Genomic DNA, 25,277 nt, shown 5'->3' with positions numbered 1-25,277 from the left:
AGTATTTTGAATATGAAGATTTTCTAGAGTTCTGTAGACGCTGTGGTTCCCGACACTTTCAATCCACCATCCAATATTAGCTTTCTCAAAACCCACTCCATTGGGAACACCATCACAGCAATACCTACATCAAAAACGAACTCCATGACTGGGGTGCTTTCAAACGTAAGAAAAGTGCTAATTACCGATTGCATCAACTGAATGATCGTAACCAAAGTCAAAATACTTAGTCCATGCTTAACAATACGGTTGATGGGTTTTGATTCGCTCAGCCTGGAAGAAATGGCGATCATAGTGGCTAGAATTAATGCTTGCACAGCATAAAACCATGGCTTCTCCCAGTAGGGTGTTTCCACAGTAAACTCTAATAGCGTGGCTTCATCAATTTGATCAAGCGCATCACGGACACGCACTTTCAATTTATAATTTCCAGGAGGCAGATAGCTATAGTCTATCAAATTGGCATGTGTCCACTTAGACCATTCAGAATTTAACCCTTCAAGCTTGTATTGATATTCAGGATTCAGCAGTCCAACATAATCTGGTTTTAGTAATTCAACACTCAAGGTATTTTGATCGTGAGATAGTTGAATTTTATCACTTACACGCATTTCTCCATTAACGCTAGCAAGTCTTTTCACAAAAATAGAATAGGATTTGTGCAACTCCGGAATCTGCCTTGCCGAATAAGCTAAAAGTTGGTTGTCATCAGTTATTAACCAATACCTATCTAATTTTTCATCGTAATTGATGTACTTCAAATTAGGGAATACGCCCAGATATTGAAATTCGTTAATGCTACCATCGGGAAGTAAAAGGTGCCATATTTTTCCATTATAAAGCCAGACTCTACTTTTTTCATTGTGCAGATGGTGATGTGGACTGCCTAATTCTTTCTCAAGCTCCCGATCTTTTACAATTCTATCTTTTTCTCGATCCAGCTTGAAGTATCCCTGCGAATTGATGAAATAGAGCACATTAGAATGCTCCCAAATACTTAGCTCGTCATAAAACTTGTTGTTGATCTCGTAGCTATGGGCAATTTGGAAACCTTCATCTGCAATTGCTCCCTGATAAATGTGCGAAGTACCCGCGAGCCAGATGTCTCCTTTATGATCCATGTAAACATTGAGGATAACGTCTTCAAATACCTGTCTAGATATTTCTGTCCAGATATCATTGATGAGTTCATAGTATTTGAGAATTCCACTTTCTGTACTTATGATAAGTTGATTACTCTCCGGGACCAGATATGCATATCTAATTGCTTCACTTATCACAAGCTCGGCCGAATTTCTTGTAATCTCATAGATGCCTGTATGACTGGTAGCTAAGATCCTATCCTCGGCTTCCAAAAGTTGCCTAAACTTTCCGTCTGTGCCAGGTACATGATGAAATTGGTAACTCACCCCAGTTACTACCTTTTCAACTCTTCTCACGTATTGAGATCTATCTACCGAACTTTTAGATCTGGTGACAGTTTGTGTTTCATTGGCATCAAATTTCTTTTTGAAGGATCCTTCTGTATCATTCGATTTTTTGGAGTCATTGGCACGATCTTTCTTCTTAAACAGGCCATTTAGGAAACCTTTCTTTTTTCTTTTTTTCTTCTTCTTTTTATCATCTTCCTCCTCTTGGTCTTCAGCGGGTTCATCTGATTTTTCTTCTTGCGGTTCAGGAGCTTTTGGCTGTACCGTTGCTTTTTTCGCAGTTGTTCTTCGAGTCTGTTTCCGTTCAACTTTCTCAATGTATACCCTGCTACGGTAAGAGGTATCCTGGGAGAAATAATAGACACCTAAACTTGTATTGATCCACAAATCGTCGTGTAAGCGCTGTACTTCAATCAAATTACCTTCCAAGCCTGGAAAATTGGTGTAACTATATGCGGGAAACATCGGAGCGATCCGAGTTAATCCAAATTCATGTGCTACCCATACACCTTGATTATTATCTGCATAAAGGTCATGGATTTCATTATCCGGTAGACCTGAATGATAATCCGTAACCTCAAAGTAGGATGAGTCATTTACATGCAAAAAGAAAACCCCCGACTCTATAGTCGAACATGCAACGAGTGAATCATTCACCCATTCCAAATCAGTAATTACCACATCAGCTTCTTGTAGCCTATCATAGTGATGATGTGGTTTCATTTCCCCCTGCTTTCTTTGATATAACCCTCCATCCATATCAACAGCAAATTCGCTATCGCCATTGGGAGATTCACTAATCAAACCCCATTGCTCAGTCTCAGATTCTAGGGTATCAATTTTACCTTCGAAGGCAGAGATTACCAGCTCATCGTAGGTATTAATGAAGAGCGTATCTGAGTACAAATAGCCATTAAGAAAGTCTCCTTCTACAAGTTGTTTGGTCTCATCGCTATTGGGTGAATACTGGTAAAGGCTATTATCACTGAGGAAGTAAATGAAGTCTTTGGTCGCAAATGTTTGGAGAAAGTGCTCAGAAAGCGTGTCACCAGATAAGATAGGAATATACTCATAAGAATTATTAAAATAATCCAATTTACCAAATCCTCCTAAGCATCCAACATAAACCACATTATCCTCAGAAATGGCGATTGATAGCGCAGAGGAGCTTGTTCTGTAGAAATCCCACTCAATCCCATCATACTTTAAAACTCCGAATCGATTTGCAATACAAATGAGTCCATTCTTATCGGCTTTGATTTCAAAGTTGATGTTATCTATTTCAGAGTGTTTGGGTGAATGGTGGGTAAGAATAAAATCCCCAGTTTGTGCCAACGGCTGCAGATAAGCTAGCAAACTGATGCAAAAAATTGTTGCCTTTATAACCTGATTGCTCACTTTACGCATAAGGATTTGATTAAAATATCTTTTGATGGACTGTCGATTACATGCGTATATCATGATTTCAGCATGTCTGTTTTTAATGGTGATTACGATAAGTCAGCAGTAAAAAAAAGGCTTCTAATCACCTCAATTGTTACCTCTGACCCTATATAAAATTAGTAGTTTTGTGGTAGATAAATCAGAATCTTATTTAAGTACAATATGAGGGTAGCAGTTGTAGGAGCAAGCGGGTTAGTAGGCCAAAAGATGCTCCAAATCATGTCTGAACGTAATTTTCCCGTCGACGAACTTTTGCCGGTTGCATCCGAGCGTTCAGTTGGAAAATCCATTTCATATAATGGTAAAGACTATACTATTATGTCAATGCAAGATGCAATAGCATCGAAACCTGATATTGCTTTGTTCTCAGCTGGTGGTTCTGTTTCACTAGAATTTGCTCCCAAATTTGCGGAAGTTGGGACTGTGGTAATTGACAACTCTTCGGCCTGGCGCATGGATGCAAGCAAGAAGCTTATTGTACCTGAGGTAAACGGAAATAGCTTGCGCATAGACGATCGAATCATTGCCAATCCCAATTGTTCGACCATACAAATGGTGGTTGCTTTAAAACCACTGCATGATGTATTTAAAATCAAGCGTGTCGTGGTATCAACTTATCAATCTGTAACCGGATCAGGGAAAGGTGCGGTAGATCAATTGGAAGGCGAGCGAAATGGTAAGGACATCAAAAAAGTGTATCCTCATAAAATCGATATGAATGCGTTACCTCACATCGATGTATTTCAAGAAAATGGATACACCAAGGAAGAAATGAAAATGGTGAATGAAACCATTAAAATTATGGGTGATGATTCCATCAAGGTGACCTCCACGTGTGTGAGGATTCCTACGGTAGGTGGACATTCAGAGGCTATCAATGTTGAGTTTGAAAGCGAATACACCTTAGAGCAAGTGTATGCTATTTTAGAAAAAGCTCCTGGGGTCACAGTCGTGGACAAGCCTTCCGACAATCAATATCCCATGCCGCTTAATGCGCATGACAAAGATGATGTATTTGTTGGTCGGATCCGCAGAGATGAGACCCAACCGAAAACACTCAACATGTGGGTAGTTTCAGATAATTTGAGAAAAGGTGCAGCGACCAATACGATTCAAATAGCTGAATATATGCTTGAGCACAGTCTGGTATACTGACCATGAGTAAGCTTATTAATTTTCTGAAGCGAGAAGATGTTAAGCAATTCATCAAGGAAAATATTGGAGCAGATGTCAATCGGATTGTCTTAAATCCACCTCCACAATATAAGGAACAGATTAAGGCTATTGCTTCGCAGATATTAGCCAGGCAGAAAGCGATTGGGAAATTGGATTCCTGGGCACAAAACTTTGACCTTGTTATGCCTCCTCCTCTTTCCATTGAGCAAGCTTCCTCTCAAATTACGTGTGATTATAAAAAGAGTCTGGTCTCAGGCCATCAACTTTTGGACTTGACAGGTGGTATGGGTGTTGATTTTCTAGCGCTCAGTGAGGTGTTTGAAAAATCTACCTATGTGGAACAGGTTCAAGATATTTGTCAAGTCTTTGAACACAATGCAAAAGTCCTGAAAAGCAAAGCAAATGTGATCAATGATGAAGCGTCTAGCTTTTTATCAAAGTTGGATGCTTCCAGTAAATCCACCATATATCTCGACCCGGCACGCAGAGATGAGCATAAAGGCAAGGTTTTCAAGATTGAGGATTGCACTCCTAATCTAAAAGAGCTCTTACCTATACTGAAATTGAAGGCAAATAAGGTGTTGGTCAAATACTCTCCATTGCTTGATATACATGCAATTCTTCAGAATATCTCAGGAGTCAAAGAAGTTCATGTTGTCTCCGTAAAAAATGAATGCAAAGAATTGCTACTCTTAATCGACTTTGATTTTAGTGAGGAGCCTGCTATTCATTGCATTAACCTTGAAAGTAGTCATGATACTTACTCCTTTAAGTTGGAAGAAGAGCGATTGACTAAGTCTATGTTCTCTGACCTTCAGCATTATCTTTTGGAGCCCAATAGCTCCATTATGAAGGCTGGAGCTTTTAAAAAAGTTGGTTCGGATTTCAATGTTAGTAAGCTGGCTGAACATACACATCTGTATACCACAGATACACTATTGAAGGATTTTCCGGGACGGGTTTTCAAGGTAATAGCTGAAGTAGACAAGAAGAACATTAAGCAGTTTGCATTTAAGGGATGCATCAATGTGATCACGAGAAACTATCCGTTGAAGGCAAGTGAACTCAAGAAAAAATGGAAGCTCAAAGACGGAGGTAATTATTTTTTAATCGCTTTTAAAGACAAAGCTGAAAAACCAAGACAAATTATTGCTCAACGTGCTGACTCTTTAGGATGATTCTAAAGACTGAGCCTTTTCCCAAAACGCTTTCAATCTCCATTTCACCTCCTAAACTTTTTGCAAAATCAAAACATAATGCAAGTCCTAGCCCATTCCCTTTCTCACCTGCTGTACCAGTTGTACTTGTAAGTTCGCCTTTCATGATGTTTTCCTTTATTTCAGGAGTCATCCCTATCCCGTAATCAATCACTTCTATTACTTTCGTTTTCTCCCCTCTTACTGCATTTACCTCAATAGTCGAATCTTGATTTGAAAACTTAATTGCATTCACGATTAAGTTTCGAAGTAGAATTCTCAATATTCCAGGATCAGAATGTACGAGAAACCCCTTGGCCGAAGGATAGTTTAAAACAACTTTTTTATCATTTAACCGCTCAGCCAATTCGTCTTTCAATTCCTCTAATGTCTCATGAAGTTCAAAAGTTTCTTTCTTCAGATTTTCTCCCTCCATTTGTCCTTCTGCCCATAGAAATATATTGTTCAAAAGATTCATAAGGTTGGAAGTTTTGTCTCTGACTTCCGGCAAAACTGGCTCAATTTCTTCTTTGCTAATTAGCTTTTGATGGAACAGCTCAATCACTGAGGAGACGGACTGGATCGGCGACTTTAAATCATGTGATACGATTGCAAATATCTTGGACCTGAAGGAGTTTAATTTTTCCAGCTCACGCTTTCGCATCCCTAATTCTCTTACTACAAGGACAATAATCGCAATCAAAATGGCCGCAATGAGTAGCGCTACGACCAGCCCTTGTATAATTAATTGGCGCTGTTCAGCGAGCTCTTTATTTACCGTATTTTTTGACTCCAAAACTCTCATTTGAAACAGTCGCTGATAGTATGATAAGAGTTCCAGTTCACTGACTATCGTAACACTTTGGACGCTATCAAGATATTGTTCGTACAGGAGTTGTTTTTCATATGCTTCCTGATATAATTGGAGTTTCCCATAACACTTGGAAAGCGTTTTGCTTGTCATGTATATAAGTTCCTTGACTTTACTCGCCTTTGCAACGGTAAAAGCTAATTGTGCATGCCTCAAAGCCTTGGTCCTATTATCCATACTTAACTCCCATTCAGCACGAAGCTGGTTCGCCCGGATGATTCCTTGCTTGCTTTTGAATTGTTGTGCATTACTCAACGTTAGCGCAATAAGTGAATCTGCCAGATCACTTTGATCCTTCATAAAATAGAGCTCGGCCTGATTATAATAGTATATCGAATGAAGATGTTCAAATTGAGGAACCAAAAAACTTGCAGCTGATTGCAAATAATGATTGGCTGAGTCATAGTTCTTTAAATCCAGAAAGGCCTCACCAAGACTATTGTTGATTGTATAAAGTCTTAATGTGTCCTGACGCTCTTTTTGAATTACAAGTTCTGATTTATAGTATCCAATAGCATCAAGGATAAGACCGCAGGTGGCATAAACATTGCCAATATCGCCCAGGTTTTTGGCCATGATTTCTTCGAAGTTGTTCAATTCAGAAATTTGCAGTGACTCCTGAATTTTCTCTAATGCCTGCATTTGATTGCCCAATGACCAATGGGCAGAGCCAATTCTATTTAGACTTATCGCTTTTAATGAATCATTACTTACCGAATTAGCTAATTCATTGGCTTTCATGGCCAGCTCTAAACTCATTTGAGGTTGATCGTACAGCAGAGAATCACAGCTCAGAATTAAATCTGATACGCGCTGTATATCATCTTTCTGAGCCAGTGCTACTGGCGCAAGACCGAGTACAATAATTATAAAAGTGAGTACGGTGAGTTTCACTTTGTGAAGATAAGCTACTTCACTAAAGATACCACAAATCAGAACCTTCCAAACCTGAAGCTGATCATTGCGGTAGTTCCAGAGATGTCTTCGTCTTTCACGTTTTCCAGCTCAGTTCCTGAAATATATCGGTAAGTCATACCTGCACCAAGCCTGAAATATTTAGTGATGTTAAACTCAACTTCTATCCCTGGCTCAGCAATAAAGAACACGGAATTTTCAACCGTAAACTCTGAGTCGGCTGGATTATTGGTAAAGAAATCTTTATCCACAACTTCTAGTGATCCTGCTCCCAATACAATAGGTATGCTTATATGAATCAACTCTCGAGGAGCGATGGTGCCACCAATCATGATACCGCCGTAACCGCCATGCAGACTCAGCTGCTTCGGTGTGGTTTGTCCCGGAACCAGGCCTTCAAACTCAATATTGGTAACAAGGCCATATCCTGCCACACCAAACAAATACCTCCGATTGATGATAAATCCCCCATAAGCCCCAGCTAGCAAGCCACGCTCGGACATAAAGTCACCGACCTTGATGTCTAATGCGCCAAAGGCATTGAGATCATTGTTTTTACTCAAAAGTGACTTCACCTCCTCGTCTTTGGGATCATTGGTATCCACGTATTTCTGACCAAAAGAAAACATGGAGATTAGCATGCATAATAGGCTGAGTAGCTTTTTCATGTAATTAAAAGACATATTTAAACGAAATAGCTGCGTCCCAAAATCTGGTTTTCGTGTAGCGCATGCCAATGAAGTTGAAGTATGGCTTGATATCAAAGCCAAAAGTGGCCGGAACTTCAAGCCAACGATATTCTATTCCTAAACTGGCATCTACTCCCATAGTGAAAAAGCTCTTTTCTTCATAGATAAATGCGTCTCCCGCTGCATTTGACAATGTTTTGGCGATATCATCAAATTTCTCGAATCCAACATGTCCACCAATGCCATAATGAAGGTAAAAACGATCATTGAAAGAGAACTCCATTGGCTGGTGAAATAGGTACTGAGCTGTGAACTGCATCCCTTCATTTCTGCCACTTAGAATCATCTCCACAGCTTCATCTTCAGTGACAAATTTTTTAAACGTCAATCCTGATGTATGCCCGAGACGGATACCTCCGGATTTTTCATACAGCTGCTGACCGGCTGATACAAAGGATGTCAGCATAAATAAAATGGGAATAAATATCTTCATGGGCTTCCGGTGGTGACGGTGCATTAATCTTTGTCTACGAAAATCGGAGTGTCTTTTATTGCAACAATAAGCTCACCACCATCAGCTTCTACATTGAGCTGACTGTGGCGAGTGTTGGTGTTTCCAACAAAGCCAGAAAGGGAAATTTTATCTTCATCTGAAAACGTTTCTCTCTGCATAGTGAGCATGCTATTCGGCAAAATCATCTGATCTTCCGGTCCTTTGATATAAGTCTTTATATAGGATGCCTGATTTAGAATCAGATTGATATCGGTCGATTTGCCAGTAATGTCAATTCTATTGAAATCTTTGACAATTCGGCTTAGATAAATATCTCCGTAGCTAAAATCAAGTCTTGCAGATCCGCGCAAAAGGTCAGAGGTAAGATTGGTGAATGAACCTTCACACATAATTTCTTCAGCATCTAGCAGATGAATTTTATCATTACGTGAATTCAACTGAATACGTCCTATTTTATCTACGCGTATCTCTGAGCTTCCGCTTTCTATATTTAAGTTGCTGGCCTCATCTATAGTAATATCTGCCCCTCTAAGTGTAAAAATGCCGTCATTTAATTTGCCGAAAGAGGCTTTCCCGAAGCTATGCTTAAGGTTTAATGATGAAGAAAGGTTGCTTGCTTTAATATCACCATGTGAGATATCTAGATCTACTCTTCCATCGAGATTGGCCATGTATAGGTCTCCGTACTTATTCTCAACACTTAACATCACTCCTTTTGGCATCCAAACCTGATAATCTACTTTCAGTTTATTACTTCCAAGTGCTCCTCCAACTTCATTGATAACATTGCCAAAAATTCCTCCACTGCTACCAATTTCTGTTACAGCAGATATCACACTTCCTACCTTTCTAAATTTCACATCTACACGTGACATGGATTTCGAAACTGCAGATGAGTTTTTGCCTTCTGCACGTACTACCACCTCAAATCGCACTGAATCCAAATTCCAAGTCCGTACGATCACCTCGCCATATTTGCTAACCACTTCGACTTTGGCATTTTCAGGCACTGCAAATGAACGCTTGAAATCACGTTCCTGCCTTACCTGCGCCAATAGTGGGCTTACAATTAAGATTGCAATCAATATGTTAAAGTACTTCTTCACTCTTCTCCTTTTCTAGCTCATTTATTATTTCTTCTAATATCTGAAGTTTCAGCTGGTAGTTTTCCATCATTGCTGTGATCACTTCTTGATTGTCTACATTGTCTTTCAAGTCGGCTTTAAGTTCAGCAAAAGCCTGATCCATCGTATTCAAATCCTGAAGGATACGATCATCTTTAAGCTGACCTTTCACAAGAGTAATTTTTTGGTTTATCTCCCCGTTGTAATATCTCTCCAACTCTGCAATTTCGTTATTAGCCTGTGGCTGAGGGTTCATAAAAAAAATAGTGCTGGCAAGGATACAGGCAAAACATGCTGCGATACCGGCAACCTTCCACGGATCTCTTTTTTGAACACTCGGTGACACTTTTCTCGATATTTCCTCCCAGCCTTTATCTGTATCGTAAGGATAAATTTCAAATTCATCCTTTTGCTTATCAATATGATCTTTCAAATTATCCAACATTCTGACTCCTTTCTTCTTCTAATAACTTTCTTATTCGTGCCTTAGCCTTACAATATTGAGCTTTTGAAGCAGACTCTGTCACTCCTAATATCTCTCCAATTTCTTTGTGATCATAGCCTTCAAATAAATACAAGCTCAATACTGTTTTGCATCCATCGGGCAACAAATCAATTGCTCGCATGATCTGAGACGATTGAAATTGAGTATACTCGAAATCATCGTCTTCTTCCTCAATAAAATCTGCACCTTCTTCCAGTTGTGAAGTATCCAGCTTCTTTTTTCGAATCGCATTGATGCAGTTGTTTACTACGATTCGCTTAATCCAAGAGCTAAATGTGTTCACCTCTCTTAGCGTCGGTAGCTTTTGAAAAGCATCGATAAACGATTCTTGAAGCAGGTCTTTTGCTTCTTCCTCATCACCCATCATCCTGCGGCATATATTGTACATAGCCTTCGCATAAAGACCATATAGGGCCGACATTGCCGCCTGGTCTCCCTGCTGACTTTGCACAATCAGGTGCTTATGGATGGTGTGTGTGGTGCTCACGTTGGTGTAATGACAGTACCTTTTGTCAAAGGTTTCTATAAAGACGTGAAAAAAGCTGATTTCGATGTGAAATTTTCTCCTTTATCTTCATAAAACCTAAAGAAGTTACTTTTCCGTCTATATCCAGAAGTTGCTCAGCCTCCAAATTGGCAAAAATGTGAAAGAATAGGTGCATTGCTGCCAATAACAAGGAGTTGGACTTTGTTTTTCTAAAATCTGCCACCAACAATAGTCCGTCAGGTTTTAGCATCGGCTTTATCTTAGCGAGAACATGATTGAGATTCTCTTCATTGAAGCAGTCCAGAAAAAATGGACAAATTATGAAATCATATTTTATAGAACTCTGAAACTTCAAAAAATCAATATTGATAAATTCAATTTCAGTTTCCAAAGTATGACTTGAAGCTCTTTTAAGCATTTCGCTAGACATTTCTACAAAATGTATTTTTTGACACGGCGGCAAGTATTCCAGGAATTCTCCGGTACCGCCTCCGAGTATCAATACTTGGTCTTCTGGCTTAATCTCAGCCAAAAAACAAGTCTGGGCTTTAAGCAACTGATTGCCAAAAATGAGTTTGGAAACTCTATTGTAGTACTGTGCTATACGATTAAAGTCATTTACAGCCATTCGAATAGAATTGGCAATAAAAATACACCATCACCAATGGTTCGGAACATGTGGTTCTTTTTGAAAAAATGTGGGAAAAGTAGCATCGAAGCGTAAATGATAAAGCCAATAATGAAGAATACGCTGGTGATACTAAATGTCAAAAAAGAAATCGATAAACCAGTTGCCAACAGTAAAACGATCGTTCTTTCTAGCTTTTTTTCGCTCATCTGGGTTGCTATGGATTGAAATCCGTCCTGCTGATCTTCATTTTTTTCATACCAACTGAAAATCACCAAATTGACATATGTCAATAAAAAAAGGAGCAAAAATAACGTAAGATCAAAGATCCAACTTAAACACATCGGCACCATTAGTACGCCAATAGAATAGACAATCGATACATATATTTCTTTTGACAGATAACCCGAGAGTCTATGCTGAACAAGTAGATAAATGAACGAAAAAACTACAAGTATCAAACCTCCTATAAAAATCACCGTCGGAATGAAGAACACAAGTGGTGCAATCGCAATTAGTACCAAAATTGAAACTACAGTGAGAGTCTTTCGATGCATCCTGTGAAATACATAGCGTATGCGAGTGGCGGATCCAGAACTTTCTGCATCTCTTAGATGGTCAGCGGTATAGATAAGCCAAACCGAAGCTCCTAAAAGCGCATAGACCTCCCATCCAGGATCTACTTGAAATTGGGCACAAAAAAATCGGAGCAGAATGACTACTCCGATTACAATATCTAGTGATAAAACTTGAGCAAAACGATATGCTCGGTCAATCATTATGATTGAGCCAATGCCTCAGCACCACCCACAATCTCAAGAATTTCCTTGGTGATGGCTGCCTGACGAGTTCGGTTATAAGTCAATCTCAATTCTTTCAAAAGTTCATCCGCATTTTCAGTTGCTTTATCCATTGCTGTCATTCTAGCCCCATGCTCGGAAGCGTTAGATTCTAACAATGTTTTGTAGAACTGAATTTTCAACGATTTTGGAACTAGTTCATCAAAGATGAACTCTTTGGATGGCTCATATATGTAATCTACTCCTCCAAAGCTTTCCTCGTTTTCCTCGGCTTCAATTTCCTGAATAGGTAAGAATTGTTCCTTATTTATGATTTGAGTTGCTACGTTTTTAAACTCGTTATAAACAATATCAACTCGATCATATTTCCCTTTGAGAAAGTCTGCCATTATCATTTCAGCAGCTTCTTTCGCATCTGCAAAGTTTAGCTTCTCAATCAAATGAGAATACTTACCTATCACATTGTACTTTCTTTTAGAGAAATGCTCCATGGCTTTTTTTCCAATTGGCAAGATTTCCAAATTCCCAGTAGCCTCAGATTCACTGTACTTTTCAGCAATTAGTGCTTTTGTCCCTTTAAAAACACTACTATTAAAAGCACCACACAATCCCCTGTCGGAAGTAACAACCACGATTAAAACCCTGTCAATTGTGCGTTCTTGAGAATAAGGATTGTTACCAGAGTCGACATCTCCGGCAGAGACATTCTGAATAATTTCAGAAAGCTTCTGAGAATATGGCCTCATTTGAATGATACGATCCTGTGCTCTTCTCAACTTTGCAGCTGCAACCATTTTCATGGCTTTAGTGATCTGCTGTGTTGAAACAACCGACTGAATCCTACCTTTTACTTCTTTAAGATTGGCCATCTGCTTTAATTATTTTTTATATCTAGACGCTATATCCTTAGCAATTTCTTCTGTCTTAGCTACAGCTTCATCACTCAACTTACCAGCTTTAAAGTCAGCTAAAGCATCCTTACCTGTGGTTCGCATTGCTGCGATAAACTCAGTCTGGAATTCTTTTGCTTTTTCCACCGGTACCGGATCCAAGAAACCTTTCGTAGACGCATAAATGATCGCAACCTGCTCATCAACCGGAATTGGAGAGAACTGTGGTTGCTTCAATATTTCCTGGTTCTTTCTACCTCTATCAATTGTACGCTGAGTCGCCGCATCCAGGTCAGAACCAAACTTAGCAAATGCTTCTAGTTCACGGAACTGAGCTTGGTCAAGCTTCAATGTACCAGATACTTTTTTCATTGATTTGATTTGAGCGTTACCGCCCACTCGAGATACCGAGATACCTACGTTAATCGCTGGTCTGATACCAGAGTTGAATAAGTTGGTCTCGAGGAATATCTGACCATCGGTAATCGAGATTACGTTGGTTGGAATATATGCAGATACATCACCTGCTTGTGTTTCAATGATTGGAAGTGCAGTCAATGATCCACCTCCTTTTACTTTTCCTTTTAATGAAGCAGGAAGGTCATTCATTTGGCTAGCAATAGCATCATCATTAATCACTTTTGCCGCACGCTCAAGAAGTCTAGAGTGAAGGTAAAATACGTCACCAGGGTATGCTTCACGTCCCGGAGGTCTTCTTAGAAGGAGAGAAACCTCACGGTAAGAAACTGCCTGCTTAGAAAGATCATCATAAACCACTAATGCAGGACGTCCTGTATCTCTGAAGAATTCGCCAATAGCTGCACCTGTAAATGGTGCGAAGAATTGCATTGGAGCTGGATCAGAAGCAGAGGCACTTACTACTACTGTATAATCCATTGCGCCGGCTTTTTCAAGCTGAGCTACGATACCAGCTACTGTTGATGCTTTCTGTCCGATCGCAACATAAATACAGAATACAGGCTCACCTTTGTCGTAAAATTCTTTTTGGTTAATGATGGTATCAATAACCACAGCAGTCTTACCTGTCTGGCGATCACCAATCACCAATTCTCTCTGACCTCTTCCTACCGGGATCATTGAGTCAATTGCTGTTATACCTGTTTGAAGAGGCTCACTTACTGGCTCTCTGAAGATTACACCTGGTGCTTTTCTTTCAAGTGGCATTTCGAAAGTTTCACCGGAAATCTCTCCTTTACCATCGATAGGTATACCTAGTGTGTCAACAACTCGGCCACACATCCCGTCTCCTACCTTAATTGAAGCAATCTTCCCGGTTCTCTTTACAGTGTCACCTTCATTTACATTACTTGAATCACCTAGTAGTACCGCTCCAACATTATCTTCTTCCAGGTTTAGTACTAGTGCATTCAGGCCATTTTCAAACTCCAAAAGCTCTCCCGCTTGTGCGTTTGCAAGTCCATAAATTCTAGCTACACCATCACCTACTTGGAGTACTGTACCTACTTCTTCGAGCTCAGCTTCGGTTTTATGACCAGAAAGCTGCTCTCTTAAAATTGCTGAAACCTCATCAGGTCTTACTTGTGCCATAATTTTATTTGTTTAGCCTAGCGGCTTAGTGTTATTTATTTTTCGAAAACTTCAGTTTTAATTCTTTTAACTGGCCTCTTACGCTATCGTCAATTTGACGATCACCAACCTTAAGAATGTATCCTCCTACAATATCTGGATCCACTTTCCCGGTAAGCAGTGGTTCTTTACCTGTAATGTCTTTTGCAAGCTTCTCAAATGCTTTTTTCATTTCCGCATCCAATTCAATACTTGTAGTCACTGAAACCTCAGCTAATCCTTTCTTGACATTATATAGATGTAAAAATTCTTTGGCGATATCCTCGAGCATGCTCTCACGACTTTTCTTTGTGATGATTTCAAATGCCTGAAGCGTTAATTCATTCACTTTTCCTGAAAAGACTTTCTTCAGGATGTCTGCTTTTTTCAAGTGTGAGATAATAGGACTCTTTAGCATGAGCGAAAAATCTCTGTTCTCTTCGCATACAGCCTTGAAAGATTCCATATCAGCTTTAACGGCATCAAGGATTTTCTTCTCTTCTGCCAATTCTATGATTGGTGTTGCATACCGAACTGCTATTCTGCCTACAGACATTATTAATTAACCTTTACGTCTTTGATAAACTTGCTTACTAATGCCTTCTGAGATTTATCATCAGAAAGTTTTTCGCGAAGAACTTTTTCGGCTATCTCAATAGATAAAGAGGCAACTAAATCTTTTACCTCAGTTAAAGCTGCCTTTTTCTCTACCTCAATAGCATCTCTTGCGTCTTGTATCATCTTTGAAGTGATATCGGATGTCTCGGCTTTGGCGTGCTCTATAATATGAACTGATTCCTCTTTTGCTTCCTTAAGGATGGCATCTCGCTCAATGCGTGCCTCTTGAAGAAGGTACTCATTATCAGCTTTGATTTGCTCCATCTCTTCTTTTGCATTATCTGCAGCTCTGAGAGAATCTTCAATCTGATGCTCGCGTGCCTTTAGTGCACTTAAAATAGGCCTCCAAACGAATCCTCGCAGGATGAATAGTACTATTAGGAAAATGATCAGTTGCCATATGATCAGTCCAATGTCGGGGGTAACTAATTCCACGATATATATTATTTAATAGTAAATGTCTTTTTTAATAACTTGGCCATGCCACCTAATGTGGTCATAGCCAAGTCTTTTAGGAATTTTTATGCTCCCTGGTTTACAGCCAAAAGTCCAACTACAACACCGAATAGAGCTGCACCCTCAATAAGGGCTGCTGCAATAATCATTGCTGTTTGGATTTTACCAGCTGCTTCTGGTTGTCTAGCGATACTTTCAGTAGCTCCTTTACCGATCAAACCGATACCAAGACCTGCTCCTAATACTGCTAAACCTGCTCCAATTGCTCCCATGATAAATTATTTATAGTTTAAAAATTGGTTTCTAAAAATTAATGATGCTCCTCTACCGCTTGACCGAAGTACAAGGCAGAAAGTAGCGTAAACACATATGCTTGCAACACAGCTACAAAAAGCTCCAGCATATTCATTACTGTTGCGAAAAGCGCGCCCACAACACCCACTGCTAAGCTTTGGAATACAAATGCCAAGCTTATAATACTTAAAATCAATATATGACCTGCTGTGATGTTTGCAAAAAGTCGGATCATCAATGAAAATGGTTTTGTGAAAATGCCGATGATCTCAACCGGCCACAAGATCAGATACATGAAAATCTTACCAAGCCAGGGCATAGATTTTCCTAAAGGATCAACAATGTGAAGCCAATAGGATTTTCGCCCTGAAAATGTCGTTATAATAAGAGTTATCACAGCGAGTGTAAGTGTCACTGATATATTACCTGTAAGATTTGCTGCTCCTGGTAGCAATCCTAGAAGATTTCCAAACCATATAAAGAAAAACACTGTCAACAAGAAAGGCATGAATTTCTCATACTTAGGACCAATGTTCTCTTTTGCAATATCATTTCTGATAAACAAAATGATTGGCTCAAAAAGAGACTGAATTCCTTTAGGAGCTCTTCCTGTATTTTTCTTATACCCTCTTGCTACTGCTAAAAAAACAATCAGCAAAAGTGCTGCATCAATAAAGAGAAAGAGAACGTTTTTGGTAATTGATATGTCAAAAACATGCCCACCACTTTCTAGTGTGATATGATCATGATCCATGATATAGCCATTGTAAGGCACTACGTCCTCATGATCATAAAAATTAGCTGAAGAAAAGATATCAAGACCTTTTTCTTCTGAATAAACGATTACCGGTAGGTGTACCGTCATTCCGTGATATATTTCCCAAACATGAGAATCTGAAATGTGATGGTTGATCAATTCACTTGGGTTGAATTTATCATCTTCTCCATCTTTTTTTGACCCTCCATCTGCCCAAACAAGGCCAGGCATAATAAGTAGCAATAGTGCTAAAAACTTGTTGATTTTCAGAAAGTTAGATTGCTTCAAAATAGCGCCTATTTTCATCGGATATTCGTTCGTTCCTCAATTTCGGCGCAAGTTAGTCAATGCCTCAACTATTTCAAAGATCATATATATCAAATAGAGGATAATAAACTGAACTACTAGGGTGTAGTGGTCTGACTGTGTATAAATCAGCACCAAAATAAATGCCATGGAGGACAATAGTCGGATCACTATTTTGACCATAGAAATCTGAACTTTCCATTCTTCAGGCGCCCAATGATCTATCCGGAATAGCACGAAGGCTTGTGCTGCAAAGAAGAAAATCATCAATCTAAAAGATGGGTGAAAGTCAATGACTGATGAAAAGAAGAATTCAGCAAAAAGCAATATTCCGGTAATAACAAATAATGCAAGCCACTTTTTCATTTCAATGACTTTAATAATAGCCAAATAGTGCCTGCCATTGCAAGAAATGTTGCGATCAAAATCATTACAGGGCTTGAGGACAGGTAGTCATCTAAATAATAGCCACCCATTATTAAAATGAGATTCAAGACAATAAGCTCTAACACCAAGGCATAATGCCTCATGAATGATCTATCGGCTTGCTTTGGTTTTTCAGGCTTTGAGGGCTTGTGGCTGTTCTGCTTCTTCGGGCTTTCCAATTTTTATCTCCTTGCTTTTTACGCCCATTTTACATTTACCATTAAAAGTAGCACCAGATTCTACAAGCAGCTTATTGGTAATGATATCACCATCTATAGTTGCTGTTGCTTTCAACACCAATTGCTCAGTAACCTCAATGGTACCGGTGATATGTCCGGCTACTTCTGCATTCTGTGCTAAGACACTGCCATCGACTTGCGAAGAGTGTCCAAAAGCGGCTTTCGACTTGGTTTTGATGTCTCCTACTACTTTTCCTTCTACACGAATGTTGCCAAAAGTTTCAATACTTCCATTCACAATCGTGCCTTTCCCAATGATGTTACTCGAGTTGCTTAACTCTTCTACTTCTTTTTGATTCTTATTCAACATAGCGTGATTTTATAGTGCAATATACTCTTGTGGGTTTACAGGGTTACCATTATGCCATAATTCTAAATGCAAATGTGGCCCTGAAGTGAGTTCGCCTGTATTCCCGATAGTAGCTACTACTTCCCCAGCAGCTACAAAATTACCAACGTTTTTAAATAATTCCGAATTGTGTTTGTATACAGAAATTAAATTGCCAGGATGTTGGATAGCCATGATATAGCCTCCATCAAGGGTCCATGATGACATAATCACCACGCCATCTGCAACTGATCTAACTGGTTCGTTTTCCTGAGCAACCATATCTACACCATAATGATCACTCTTCGGATTGAATCCATCAGTGATGATCCCATCCAGCGGACTGATGAGATAAATATCTCTTAATTCATAAATATTTGAAGACACCGCGATTGGAAGCGCAGTGATATCTCCTAATTCCGAGTCTTCAAAGTCTGCTCTAAATTGAGAATCTAATGGTTGAATGGTTTCACTAAGCTCTGCTGGCTGCAAATTAGATTCAGGACTCATCTCTAAACTTTGATCAATTTCTTCTCCTGCGATAATTCGTCTTACATTTTCAATGTAAATATTCTTGTTATTGACTTCATGCTCAAGCGAATCAATTGTCATAGATAATTCTAAAACCTGCCGATTCGCCTCCATTTGGGCATGTCGAGGATCAAGCCATTGCTCTAATGCTACGGTGACAAGATATACCGCCAGCGATAGTAATAATAGACCCACAGCCGCCAGCATAAGAAAAAGTCTTGCATAATTGAAGCTAAAGGTCGTCTTCTCAGCAAAATTTTCCTCATTACGGATAATGAGCAGGTATTTATTCGTTAGCCAGTTACTAAATGTTTTTCTTGCAGCCATAAATTGCAAATTAAGCGCACAAAGGTATGCAATCAACCCTTGTTTATCTTTACACCAATTTCAAATTGAGCACGTTATTAATTGAACCAGGCTAAATCTATTTTGAAGAAATATTTTCCAATAGTTGTCCTTATATTTTTTGCGGGGTGTTCACCTTACAAAAACAATCCATTGAGCAGCTCATTTCATGACCTAACTGCTCACTACAACGCCTATTTCATTGCAAATGAACGCATGAATGAAATTGAAAAAACAGTGTTTGAAGGTCAGCAATGGAACTATAACAAGGTTCTTCCCATCTATGCGCAATTTGACACGACTACATCTGCTTCATTAAAAACACAAATCGAAGACTGCATTCAAAAAGCTTCAATCGCCATACAAAGACACCCAAATAGTAAATGGGAAGATGATAGCTACATCTTGGTGGGAAAAGCCAGACATTATGCTTCTGAATTTCCAGATGCGATCGAAACATTCAAATACGTAAACACACATAGTGAGGATGATAATGCACGTCATTTTGCATTAACTGAGCTTATCCGAAGCTTTACTGAATTTAATGAGTATAGAAATGCAGTTGCAGTTACTGACTACTTAGCTAAAGAAGAACTAAGCAAAGAAAATCAACGGCGGTTGCACCTAAATGCCGCATATCTCTACCAAAAAAAGGGAGATCAGAGCAAAATGGTGGGCAGTTTAGTAAAGGCAGAAGAATTACTAAATACTTCTGACAAAGCACGGATCAACTTCATAATAGGTCAGATCTATCAAGACTTGGGATTTGAAAGTGAGGCATTTCGGTATTACAAAAACGTGCTGAAAAATCATCCAAATTATGAGCTTGAGTTTTATTCAAAACTCTACATGGCGCGTGTCACGGAGTTAGCAGATGATAGTGACCTCAAGAAAATTCAGAAATATTTCAAAAACCTTCTCAGAGATCCCAAAAACAAAGAATATCAGGATAAGATTTATTACGAGTTGGCTGGGTTTGAATTGAAAAATGGAAATACTGATGAGGCCATAGAAAACTATAAATTATCTATTCGAGCTAGCCAAAACAACAACCGACAAAAGGCATATTCTTACCTGAGCTTAGGTGAAATCTATTATGATACACTGCGAAATTATGTATTGGCTAAGAGCTATTATGACAGCACAGTAAATACAATGCCACAGGATGAGGAGAATTTTGAGGCCATAAAGGAGCGGCAGGAAATTTTGGTTGATTTTGTAAAGAATGTTGTCATTATACAAAAAAATGATAGTCTTCTGCACCTTGCCTCACTGCCAGAAGATTCAGTACTTGCCATGTTTACAGCCAAAATAGAAAATGACCGAAAAGTTGAGAAAGAACGGAAGAAAAAGGAAAAGCAGGCGGCCATCAATCGAGCGAAGAGCATTACCCAAAGCACTGGTGACAATCTAATCACTACTGCATCTGTTGGTTCCATTTGGTATTTTGATAACTCTAATGCTTTAAGCCGAGGTAGAAATGATTTCATTAGAAAATGGGGGGATAGAGCGCTAGAAGATAATTGGAGACGAAAAAACAAAGCAGCAGTTAATCAACAAGAAGATGCAGTCAATTTTACTTCAGAAGTATCTGAATCGAGCGGAGAAGAGAAAGAGGAAGAATCTGTTGATGATGAAGCTAAAAAATTAATGTCCGAAATCCCGCGCTCGCCAGAACAACAATCTTTTCTTCTGAGCGAAATAGAAGTCGCACTTTACAATCTTGGAAATATTTATAGCTTGAGACTTCAGGAAGATGCAAATGCAGCAGAATCCTTCGAAACATTGCTAGATAGATTCCCTGAAACAGAGTATGAAGCTGAAGTACTTTATCAACTCTACCTTCTCTATAAGGAATTGAATCCTGAAAAGTCAATTGCAAAGGGAGAAGCTCTTAAACAAAAATATCCTGAAACTATCTACGCTAAACTGGTAGACAATCCTAACTACAGAGAAGAAAGCTTTGCGATAAGTGAGCAGCTAAAGAAACTTTACAAAAATCTCTATGGTAAGTATAAGCTTGGAGCATATGAAACTGTTCTATTTTCCTCAGACAGTGTCTTGGCTCAGCATCCTGAAAATGAATTTAGTGATAACATAGCCCTACTAAGAGCCTTGTGCGTTGGCAAAACAGAAGAAGATCACAAATATCAGTTTGTGTTAGGAGAATTCATGAAAAATTATCCTGAAAGTGAATTAGTCAGCTATGCTCAGTCCTTACTAACTGCCTCCGAAAATTTTCAGCAAAAAAGATATAATAGCGCTAAAGCAAGGTTTATAGAAGATTTCAACCAAAAACACTTGTTCATTATTGTTTACGATATCAACTCAGATATGACATCCAAAATAGCACCAATGGTTGATGACTATTTAAAAAGTAAGAATTTGAATAATTTAAAGACTGGTAACCTTATCCTGAGTGACAATAAATCCATGCTTTTAGTAAACGTATTCCCAGGTAAGGGAACAGCTATTAATTTTCAGAAATCCATCGAGCAGGAAATCAACCTAAAGGATTCATTTAAAGGAACAAAATTTGATGTTTTTGTTATCACAGAAGATAACTTTGATATACTCTATCAAACCAAAGACGTCTCAGCTTATCTGACATTTTTCGAAAAGCATTATCAATGAAAAAAATACTTAAACACGCACTGAGAATAGTATGGATACTCTTTATTCTCGGGGTTATTGGACTTCCTACCATCTTTATAATGGTGAAGAATGATGCTTTTGGTTGGTTCGGGGGACTTCCCAGCTTACAAGCCTTAGAAAGACCGGATCCAGACTTATCCTCTGAGCTCATCAGTGCTGATGGCGTATCACTAGGTAAATATTTCAGAAAAAATCGAACCCCAGTTACTTACGAAGAGCTTTCACCTGAATTAGTCAATACACTGTTGGTAACAGAAGATGTCAGATTCAAAGACCATTCCGGAATAGACTTAAAAGCACTCGCCCGAGCAGTAATTGGGAAGCTTACTTTCTCCTTTCAAGGAGGCGGAAGTACGCTTACAATGCAGCTCGCTGAGAATCTTTTTAAAACTAACAGTGCCGAACAAGGATCTCTATACAAATTCCGAACGGTTGGACAGATAATTACCAAGCTTAAGGAATGGATAATCGCGGTTCAATTAGAGACGTCTTACACGAAAGAAGAAATTCTTGCTATGTACCTGAATACTGTAGAATTCGGGAGTAATTCTTACGGAATAAAAGTCGCAGCAAAAACATTTTATAATAAGCTTCCCTCTCAATTAAACTACTCTGAATCCGCTGTACTAGTTGGCGCAATTAATGCACCTACCCGATGGAGTCCTGTTTTAAACCCAGATAACGCTCATAGAAAAAGAACAGAAGTATTATGGAATCTGCACAAGTATGGACTAATCGCTCGAGCACAGTACGACACCATAAATAGCGATTCTATCAAACTCAACTACCGTGTAGAAAACCAAAACGAAGGACTAGCAACTTATTTTCGGACAGTTGCAAAAAACTATTTGATGCGATGGGCACGGGAAAATGGATATGATCTCTTTGACGATGGACTGAAAATCTATACCACAATTGATAGTCGAATGCAGCAATATGCTGAAGAGGCAGTTGCTGAAAGTATGGATACACTCCAACAAATATTTGATGAACACTGGGTAGGAGAAAACCCTTGGATTGATGATGAGAATAATGAAATCCCTGAATTTCTTGACAATGCTATTAAAAGAACGCAAGTATACAAGAGCCTTCGAACGCAGTTTGGTGATCAAACGGACTCGATTGAATACTACCTAAACAAGAAAAAGAAAATGACAGTCTTTTCCTGGCAAGGCGAAATCGACACTACATTTAGTTCATATGATTCTCTCAACTATTATAAAAGATTTCTACAGGCAGGATTTATGTCAATGGATCCACGGACAGGATACATAAAAGCCTGGGTTGGTGGGATCAACCATAAGTACTTCAAATTCGACCATGTAATGCAGGGAAAACGGCAGCCTGGTTCAACTTTTAAACCGATTGTCTACACAGCAGCAATAGATAACGGATATTCACCTTGCTTCCCTGTGGTGGATGCTCCTGTTTCCTTCAGTTTACCTGGACAAGATCCACCCACATGGGTTCCCCAAAATTCAAATGGAAAATTCACAGGTGAAGTAATGACAATTAGACAAGCTATGTCTCGGTCTGTCAATAGTATCACAGCGTTTATGATGAATAGGATTGGTCCTTCAACAGTCGTAGACTATGCAAAAAGACTAGGAATTGAAAGTAGATTGGAGGCTGTTCCATCACTTTGTCTCGGTGCCGGAGGTGATGTTTCCATTTACGAGATGATTGGTGCCTATTCTACTTTTGTAAACAAAGGGACATTTATTAAACCATTCTTTATTTCCAGAATTGAAGACAAAAATGGAAATGTAATTCAGCAATTTGTGCCAGATGAACAAGAGGCGATCAATGAAGAAACAGCCTACCTAATGCTTCACATGCTTAAGGGGACAGTTGAATTAGGAACCGGAAGAGGATTGGATTATTCCATAAAGGGAGATAACGAATTAGGTGCCAAGACAGGTACTACACAGAATGCTTCTGATGGTTGGTTTATTGGTGTTACAAAAGACCTTGTGTCCGGCGCATGGGTAGGTGGAGACGACAGAAGTATTCGATTTAGATATTGGGCAATGGGGCAAGGAGGTCGGACGGCAATGCCCATTTGGGAAAAATACATGATGAAGGTTTATGCAGATGAAACGCTTGGGTATGAGAAAGGGTTCTTTGAAAAGCCTACAAAACCTCTGAGAACAGTCATTGATTGTGAACTTTACCAGGAGAACTCAAATCCATCAGACACTGTTGATTATGACGTTGTTGATGAGGATGATTTTATGTAATGCAATTCCAGCGATTTTCACGAGACGAGTACCTTAAACTTCCCGATAAGCCCGGAGTATACAAGTTTCTCGACGATGAGGGAACAATCATTTACGTAGGCAAAGCAAAAAAATTAAAAAAGAGGGTTAGTAGCTACTTCACAAAGGCTAATCTTGACAATCGCAAAACTTACAGGTTAGTCTCTGAAATAAAGGAAGTGGAGTTTGTCATTGTATCCTCTGAATTTGATGCCTTGCTACTTGAAAATAATCTTATCAAAGAGAATCAGCCTCGCTATAATATCCTGCTCAAGGATGATAAAAGCTTTCCAAGCATCTGCGTTACAAAAGAACGATTTCCTCGTGTATATTCTACCAGAAGGATCGATCACTCAAAAGGTGAGTATTTTGGTCCCTATACAAGTGTTAAGGCAATGAATGGAGTTCTAGATTTAATTAGAAAGCTCCATAAAATAAGAACATGCAAATTCAATCTTTCGGAAGAAAATATTGCCAAGAAAAAATTCAAAGTTTGTCTAGAATACCACATTGGCAATTGCCTTGGACCATGCGAAGGCCTGCAAGATGAAGTTGATTATCTGCAAGACATAGAAGAAGCTAAAAAAATCCTAAAAGGAAAAGTTGGCATTGTAAGCAAGTCCTATAAAGAGCGAATGCAAATTGCCGCATCAGATCTGAAATATGAATTAGCTCAATCCTACAAGGAAAAGCTTGATTTACTAGATAAGTTTCAATCTCGATCGCTTATTGTCAATCAGAAAATTACTAGTACAGATGTCTTTACAATGACGCTTTCCGAGCAGCAGAAATCTATGTACATAAATTATATGCACATTGAAAATGGCGCTATTGTAAACTCGGAAACGTTAGAGGTTAAAAAGAAAATAGAGGAAGATAATTCTGAGGTATTCAGGTTTACCGTATTCGACCTTAGGAAAAAATATGGCAGTAATAATCCATTCATTTTAACTAATAGTGAAATAGAGCCGTGGGAAGGTGTAGAAATAGGTATCCCTAAAATCGGTGACAAGAAGAAGTTGGTTGATCTGTCATTTAAAAATGCCCTTTATTTCAAGAAAGAAAGGTTTTCTCAAAAAAGCATCCAACCAAACGAAAGTATACTTAAAACCGTACAGGAAGATTTAAAACTGACTGATCTGCCTGTGCATATTGAGTGTTTTGACAACTCAAATATTCAAGGTACAAACCCAGTTGCATCTATGGTTTGCTTCAAAAATGGAAAACCTTCAAAATCTAACTATCGAAAATTCAATATAAAAACTGTAATAGGTCCTGATGATTTTGCTTCTATGAAGGAAGTTGTCGGACGAAGATATGCGCATCTAAAAAAAGAAGGTCTTCCATTTCCTAATCTGATTGTAATCGATGGTGGAAAAGGCCAGCTTAGCTCTGCATGTGAAGCTTTAAAAGAATTGGAGATATATGGTCGAGTACCTATAATCGGTATAGCCAAAAGGTTAGAAGAAATCTACTTCCCAGAAGATAGCATCCCTATATATATAAGCAAGAAATCTAGCTCCCTTAAACTTCTACAACAATTAAGAGACGAAGCACACAGATTCGCTATAACCTTCCATAGGCAAAAAAGAAGCAAAGAATCTGTCCATTCCAGCTTAGATTCTATAAAGGGCATTGGAGAGAATACACGTGATAAACTAATGCGTGAGTTTGGCAGTGTCAAAAGGCTTAAACAAACTTCTGAAAAAGATCTTATCCGACTAATTGGCTATTCGAAAGCAAATCTTATTCTTGAATCCATAAAAAAAGGAGACCTTTAAAGGGTCTCCTTTCATTTTTTTCTATTGG

The 25,277-nt window shown here is 38.9% G+C and carries 23 protein-coding genes; 5 read left to right on the top strand and 18 right to left on the bottom strand.

The window, feature by feature from the left end; translation table 11 throughout:
* Positions 1–23: 23 nt before the first annotated feature.
* Positions 24–2,837, bottom strand: coding sequence for a triple tyrosine motif-containing protein (locus ACL8WY_RS11355; protein WP_436514852.1), 2,814 nt, complete (start codon positions 2,835–2,837; stop codon positions 24–26).
* 198 nt (positions 2,838–3,035) lie between these two features.
* Here ACL8WY_RS11355 and ACL8WY_RS11350 point away from each other — a divergent pair, with 198 nt between their 5' ends.
* The gene (locus ACL8WY_RS11350) at positions 3,036–4,028 is read left to right on the top strand and encodes an aspartate-semialdehyde dehydrogenase (protein WP_436514851.1); all 993 of its coding nucleotides are present in this window, start codon (positions 3,036–3,038) and stop codon (positions 4,026–4,028) included.
* Positions 4,029–4,030: 2 nt separating this feature from the next.
* Positions 4,031–5,227, top strand: a complete 1,197-nt coding sequence (locus ACL8WY_RS11345) for a THUMP-like domain-containing protein (protein ID WP_436514850.1) — start codon at positions 4,031–4,033, stop codon at positions 5,225–5,227.
* Here the strand turns inward: ACL8WY_RS11345 and ACL8WY_RS11340 are convergent.
* The 17 genes from ACL8WY_RS11340 to ACL8WY_RS11260 all read right to left on the bottom strand — a co-directional run bounded on the left by ACL8WY_RS11340 (position 5,196) and on the right by ACL8WY_RS11260 (position 18,537).
* On the bottom strand, positions 5,196–7,010 hold the full coding sequence (locus tag ACL8WY_RS11340) for an ATP-binding protein (protein WP_436514849.1): 1,815 nt from the start codon (positions 7,008–7,010) through the stop codon (positions 5,196–5,198). The two genes, ACL8WY_RS11345 and ACL8WY_RS11340, sit on opposite strands and share 32 nt — an antisense overlap.
* Before the next feature lie 38 nt (positions 7,011–7,048).
* Positions 7,049–7,699, bottom strand: coding sequence for a hypothetical protein (locus ACL8WY_RS11335; RefSeq protein WP_436514848.1), 651 nt, complete (start codon positions 7,697–7,699; stop codon positions 7,049–7,051).
* A 4-nt stretch (positions 7,700–7,703) separates the two neighbouring features.
* Positions 7,704–8,213 carry a hypothetical protein gene (locus ACL8WY_RS11330; RefSeq protein WP_436514847.1) on the bottom strand — a complete coding sequence of 170 codons (510 nt, stop codon included), beginning with the start codon at positions 8,211–8,213 and terminating at the stop codon, positions 7,704–7,706.
* A 23-nt stretch (positions 8,214–8,236) separates the two neighbouring features.
* Entirely contained in the window at positions 8,237–9,340 is a 1,104-nt protein-coding gene (locus ACL8WY_RS11325) for a hypothetical protein (RefSeq protein ID WP_436514846.1), read from the bottom strand.
* Positions 9,324–9,791, bottom strand: coding sequence for a hypothetical protein (locus ACL8WY_RS11320; RefSeq protein ID WP_436514844.1), 468 nt, complete (start codon positions 9,789–9,791; stop codon positions 9,324–9,326). Before ACL8WY_RS11320 ends, ACL8WY_RS11325 begins: the two co-directional genes overlap by 17 nt.
* A gap of 1 nt (position 9,792) precedes the next feature.
* On the bottom strand, positions 9,793–10,350 hold the full coding sequence (locus ACL8WY_RS11315; RefSeq protein WP_436514843.1) for an RNA polymerase sigma factor: 558 nt from the start codon (positions 10,348–10,350) through the stop codon (positions 9,793–9,795).
* Between the two features lie 25 nt (positions 10,351–10,375).
* On the bottom strand, positions 10,376–10,978 hold the full coding sequence (locus ACL8WY_RS11310) for a class I SAM-dependent methyltransferase (protein ID WP_436514842.1): 603 nt from the start codon (positions 10,976–10,978) through the stop codon (positions 10,376–10,378).
* Positions 10,969–11,757, bottom strand: a complete 789-nt coding sequence (locus tag ACL8WY_RS11305; protein ID WP_436514840.1) for a hypothetical protein — start codon at positions 11,755–11,757, stop codon at positions 10,969–10,971. Before ACL8WY_RS11305 ends, ACL8WY_RS11310 begins: the two co-directional genes overlap by 10 nt.
* Positions 11,757–12,647: an ATP synthase F1 subunit gamma gene (gene atpG, locus ACL8WY_RS11300; protein WP_436514839.1), complete on the bottom strand. Its 891-nt coding sequence runs from the start codon at positions 12,645–12,647 to the stop codon at positions 11,757–11,759. The genes ACL8WY_RS11305 and atpG overlap by 1 nt, the downstream gene beginning before the upstream one ends.
* A gap of 9 nt (positions 12,648–12,656) precedes the next feature.
* Entirely contained in the window at positions 12,657–14,237 is a 1,581-nt protein-coding gene (gene atpA / locus ACL8WY_RS11295) for a F0F1 ATP synthase subunit alpha (protein WP_436514838.1), read from the bottom strand.
* Positions 14,238–14,268: 31 nt separating this feature from the next.
* Entirely contained in the window at positions 14,269–14,811 is a 543-nt protein-coding gene (gene atpH / locus ACL8WY_RS11290) for an ATP synthase F1 subunit delta (protein WP_436514837.1), read from the bottom strand.
* A 2-nt stretch (positions 14,812–14,813) separates the two neighbouring features.
* Positions 14,814–15,308 carry a F0F1 ATP synthase subunit B gene (locus ACL8WY_RS11285; RefSeq protein WP_436514836.1) on the bottom strand — a complete coding sequence of 165 codons (495 nt, stop codon included), beginning with the start codon at positions 15,306–15,308 and terminating at the stop codon, positions 14,814–14,816.
* 86 nt (positions 15,309–15,394) lie between these two features.
* Complete coding sequence (gene atpE, locus ACL8WY_RS11280) at positions 15,395–15,601, bottom strand: ATP synthase F0 subunit C (protein ID WP_348283402.1); 207 nt, start codon at positions 15,599–15,601, stop codon at positions 15,395–15,397.
* 38 nt (positions 15,602–15,639) lie between these two features.
* A complete protein-coding gene (gene atpB / locus ACL8WY_RS11275) occupies positions 15,640–16,668 on the bottom strand; it encodes a F0F1 ATP synthase subunit A (RefSeq protein WP_436514835.1) in 1,029 nt (342 codons plus the stop codon).
* Positions 16,669–16,704: 36 nt separating this feature from the next.
* Positions 16,705–17,052 carry a hypothetical protein gene (locus ACL8WY_RS11270; RefSeq protein ID WP_436514833.1) on the bottom strand — a complete coding sequence of 116 codons (348 nt, stop codon included), beginning with the start codon at positions 17,050–17,052 and terminating at the stop codon, positions 16,705–16,707.
* 192 nt (positions 17,053–17,244) lie between these two features.
* A complete protein-coding gene (locus ACL8WY_RS11265) occupies positions 17,245–17,661 on the bottom strand; it encodes a bactofilin family protein (protein WP_436514832.1) in 417 nt (138 codons plus the stop codon).
* A 9-nt stretch (positions 17,662–17,670) separates the two neighbouring features.
* Entirely contained in the window at positions 17,671–18,537 is an 867-nt protein-coding gene (locus ACL8WY_RS11260) for a M23 family metallopeptidase (protein WP_436514831.1), read from the bottom strand.
* Positions 18,538–18,708: 171 nt separating this feature from the next.
* On the opposite strand from ACL8WY_RS11260, the gene ACL8WY_RS11255 reads away from it, so the two are divergent.
* The 3 genes from ACL8WY_RS11255 to uvrC are packed head-to-tail and all read left to right on the top strand — an operon-like array spanning position 18,709 to position 25,249.
* Positions 18,709–21,189, top strand: coding sequence for a tetratricopeptide repeat protein (locus ACL8WY_RS11255; protein ID WP_436514830.1), 2,481 nt, complete (start codon positions 18,709–18,711; stop codon positions 21,187–21,189).
* Positions 21,186–23,450 carry a penicillin-binding protein 1A gene (locus tag ACL8WY_RS11250; RefSeq protein WP_436514829.1) on the top strand — a complete coding sequence of 755 codons (2,265 nt, stop codon included), beginning with the start codon at positions 21,186–21,188 and terminating at the stop codon, positions 23,448–23,450. Before ACL8WY_RS11255 ends, ACL8WY_RS11250 begins: the two co-directional genes overlap by 4 nt.
* Positions 23,450–25,249 (top strand): excinuclease ABC subunit UvrC, encoded by a 1,800-nt coding sequence (gene uvrC, locus ACL8WY_RS11245; protein WP_436514828.1) that lies wholly within the window; start codon positions 23,450–23,452, stop codon positions 25,247–25,249. Before ACL8WY_RS11250 ends, uvrC begins: the two co-directional genes overlap by 1 nt.
* The last annotated feature ends 28 nt before the right edge of the window (positions 25,250–25,277 follow it).

It is taken from the genome of Ekhidna algicida, from assembly GCF_051379705.1.
Taxonomy (GTDB): Bacteria; Bacteroidota; Bacteroidia; order Cytophagales; family Cyclobacteriaceae; genus Ekhidna.
Note: the sequence above shows the minus strand (reverse complement) of the source record. Positions and strands in the feature narration are given on the sequence as shown.

Excerpts from the sequence above, each read along its gene's own strand:
- ACL8WY_RS11305 (WP_436514840.1), bottom strand. The coding sequence starts at position 11,757 with ATGATTGACCGAGCATATCGTTTTGCTCAAGTTTTATCACTAGATATT.
- atpE (WP_348283402.1), bottom strand. The coding sequence starts at position 15,601 with ATGGGAGCAATTGGAGCAGGTTTAGCAGTATTAGGAGCAGGTCTTGGT.
- atpH (WP_436514837.1), bottom strand. The coding sequence starts at position 14,811 with ATGTCTGTAGGCAGAATAGCAGTTCGGTATGCAACACCAATCATAGAA.
- uvrC (WP_436514828.1), top strand. The coding sequence starts at position 23,450 with ATGCAATTCCAGCGATTTTCACGAGACGAGTACCTTAAACTTCCCGAT.
- atpG (WP_436514839.1), bottom strand. The coding sequence starts at position 12,647 with ATGGCCAATCTTAAAGAAGTAAAAGGTAGGATTCAGTCGGTTGTTTCA.
- atpA (WP_436514838.1), bottom strand. The coding sequence starts at position 14,237 with ATGGCACAAGTAAGACCTGATGAGGTTTCAGCAATTTTAAGAGAGCAG.
- ACL8WY_RS11345 (WP_436514850.1), top strand. The coding sequence starts at position 4,031 with ATGAGTAAGCTTATTAATTTTCTGAAGCGAGAAGATGTTAAGCAATTC.
- ACL8WY_RS11330 (WP_436514847.1), bottom strand. The coding sequence starts at position 8,213 with ATGAAGATATTTATTCCCATTTTATTTATGCTGACATCCTTTGTATCA.
- ACL8WY_RS11260 (WP_436514831.1), bottom strand. The coding sequence starts at position 18,537 with ATGGCTGCAAGAAAAACATTTAGTAACTGGCTAACGAATAAATACCTG.
- ACL8WY_RS11310 (WP_436514842.1), bottom strand. The coding sequence starts at position 10,978 with ATGGCTGTAAATGACTTTAATCGTATAGCACAGTACTACAATAGAGTT.
- ACL8WY_RS11355 (WP_436514852.1), bottom strand. The coding sequence starts at position 2,837 with ATGCGTAAAGTGAGCAATCAGGTTATAAAGGCAACAATTTTTTGCATC.
- ACL8WY_RS11270 (WP_436514833.1), bottom strand. The coding sequence starts at position 17,052 with ATGAAAAAGTGGCTTGCATTATTTGTTATTACCGGAATATTGCTTTTT.
- ACL8WY_RS11250 (WP_436514829.1), top strand. The coding sequence starts at position 21,186 with ATGAAAAAAATACTTAAACACGCACTGAGAATAGTATGGATACTCTTT.
- ACL8WY_RS11335 (WP_436514848.1), bottom strand. The coding sequence starts at position 7,699 with ATGAAAAAGCTACTCAGCCTATTATGCATGCTAATCTCCATGTTTTCT.
- ACL8WY_RS11265 (WP_436514832.1), bottom strand. The coding sequence starts at position 17,661 with ATGTTGAATAAGAATCAAAAAGAAGTAGAAGAGTTAAGCAACTCGAGT.
- ACL8WY_RS11350 (WP_436514851.1), top strand. The coding sequence starts at position 3,036 with ATGAGGGTAGCAGTTGTAGGAGCAAGCGGGTTAGTAGGCCAAAAGATG.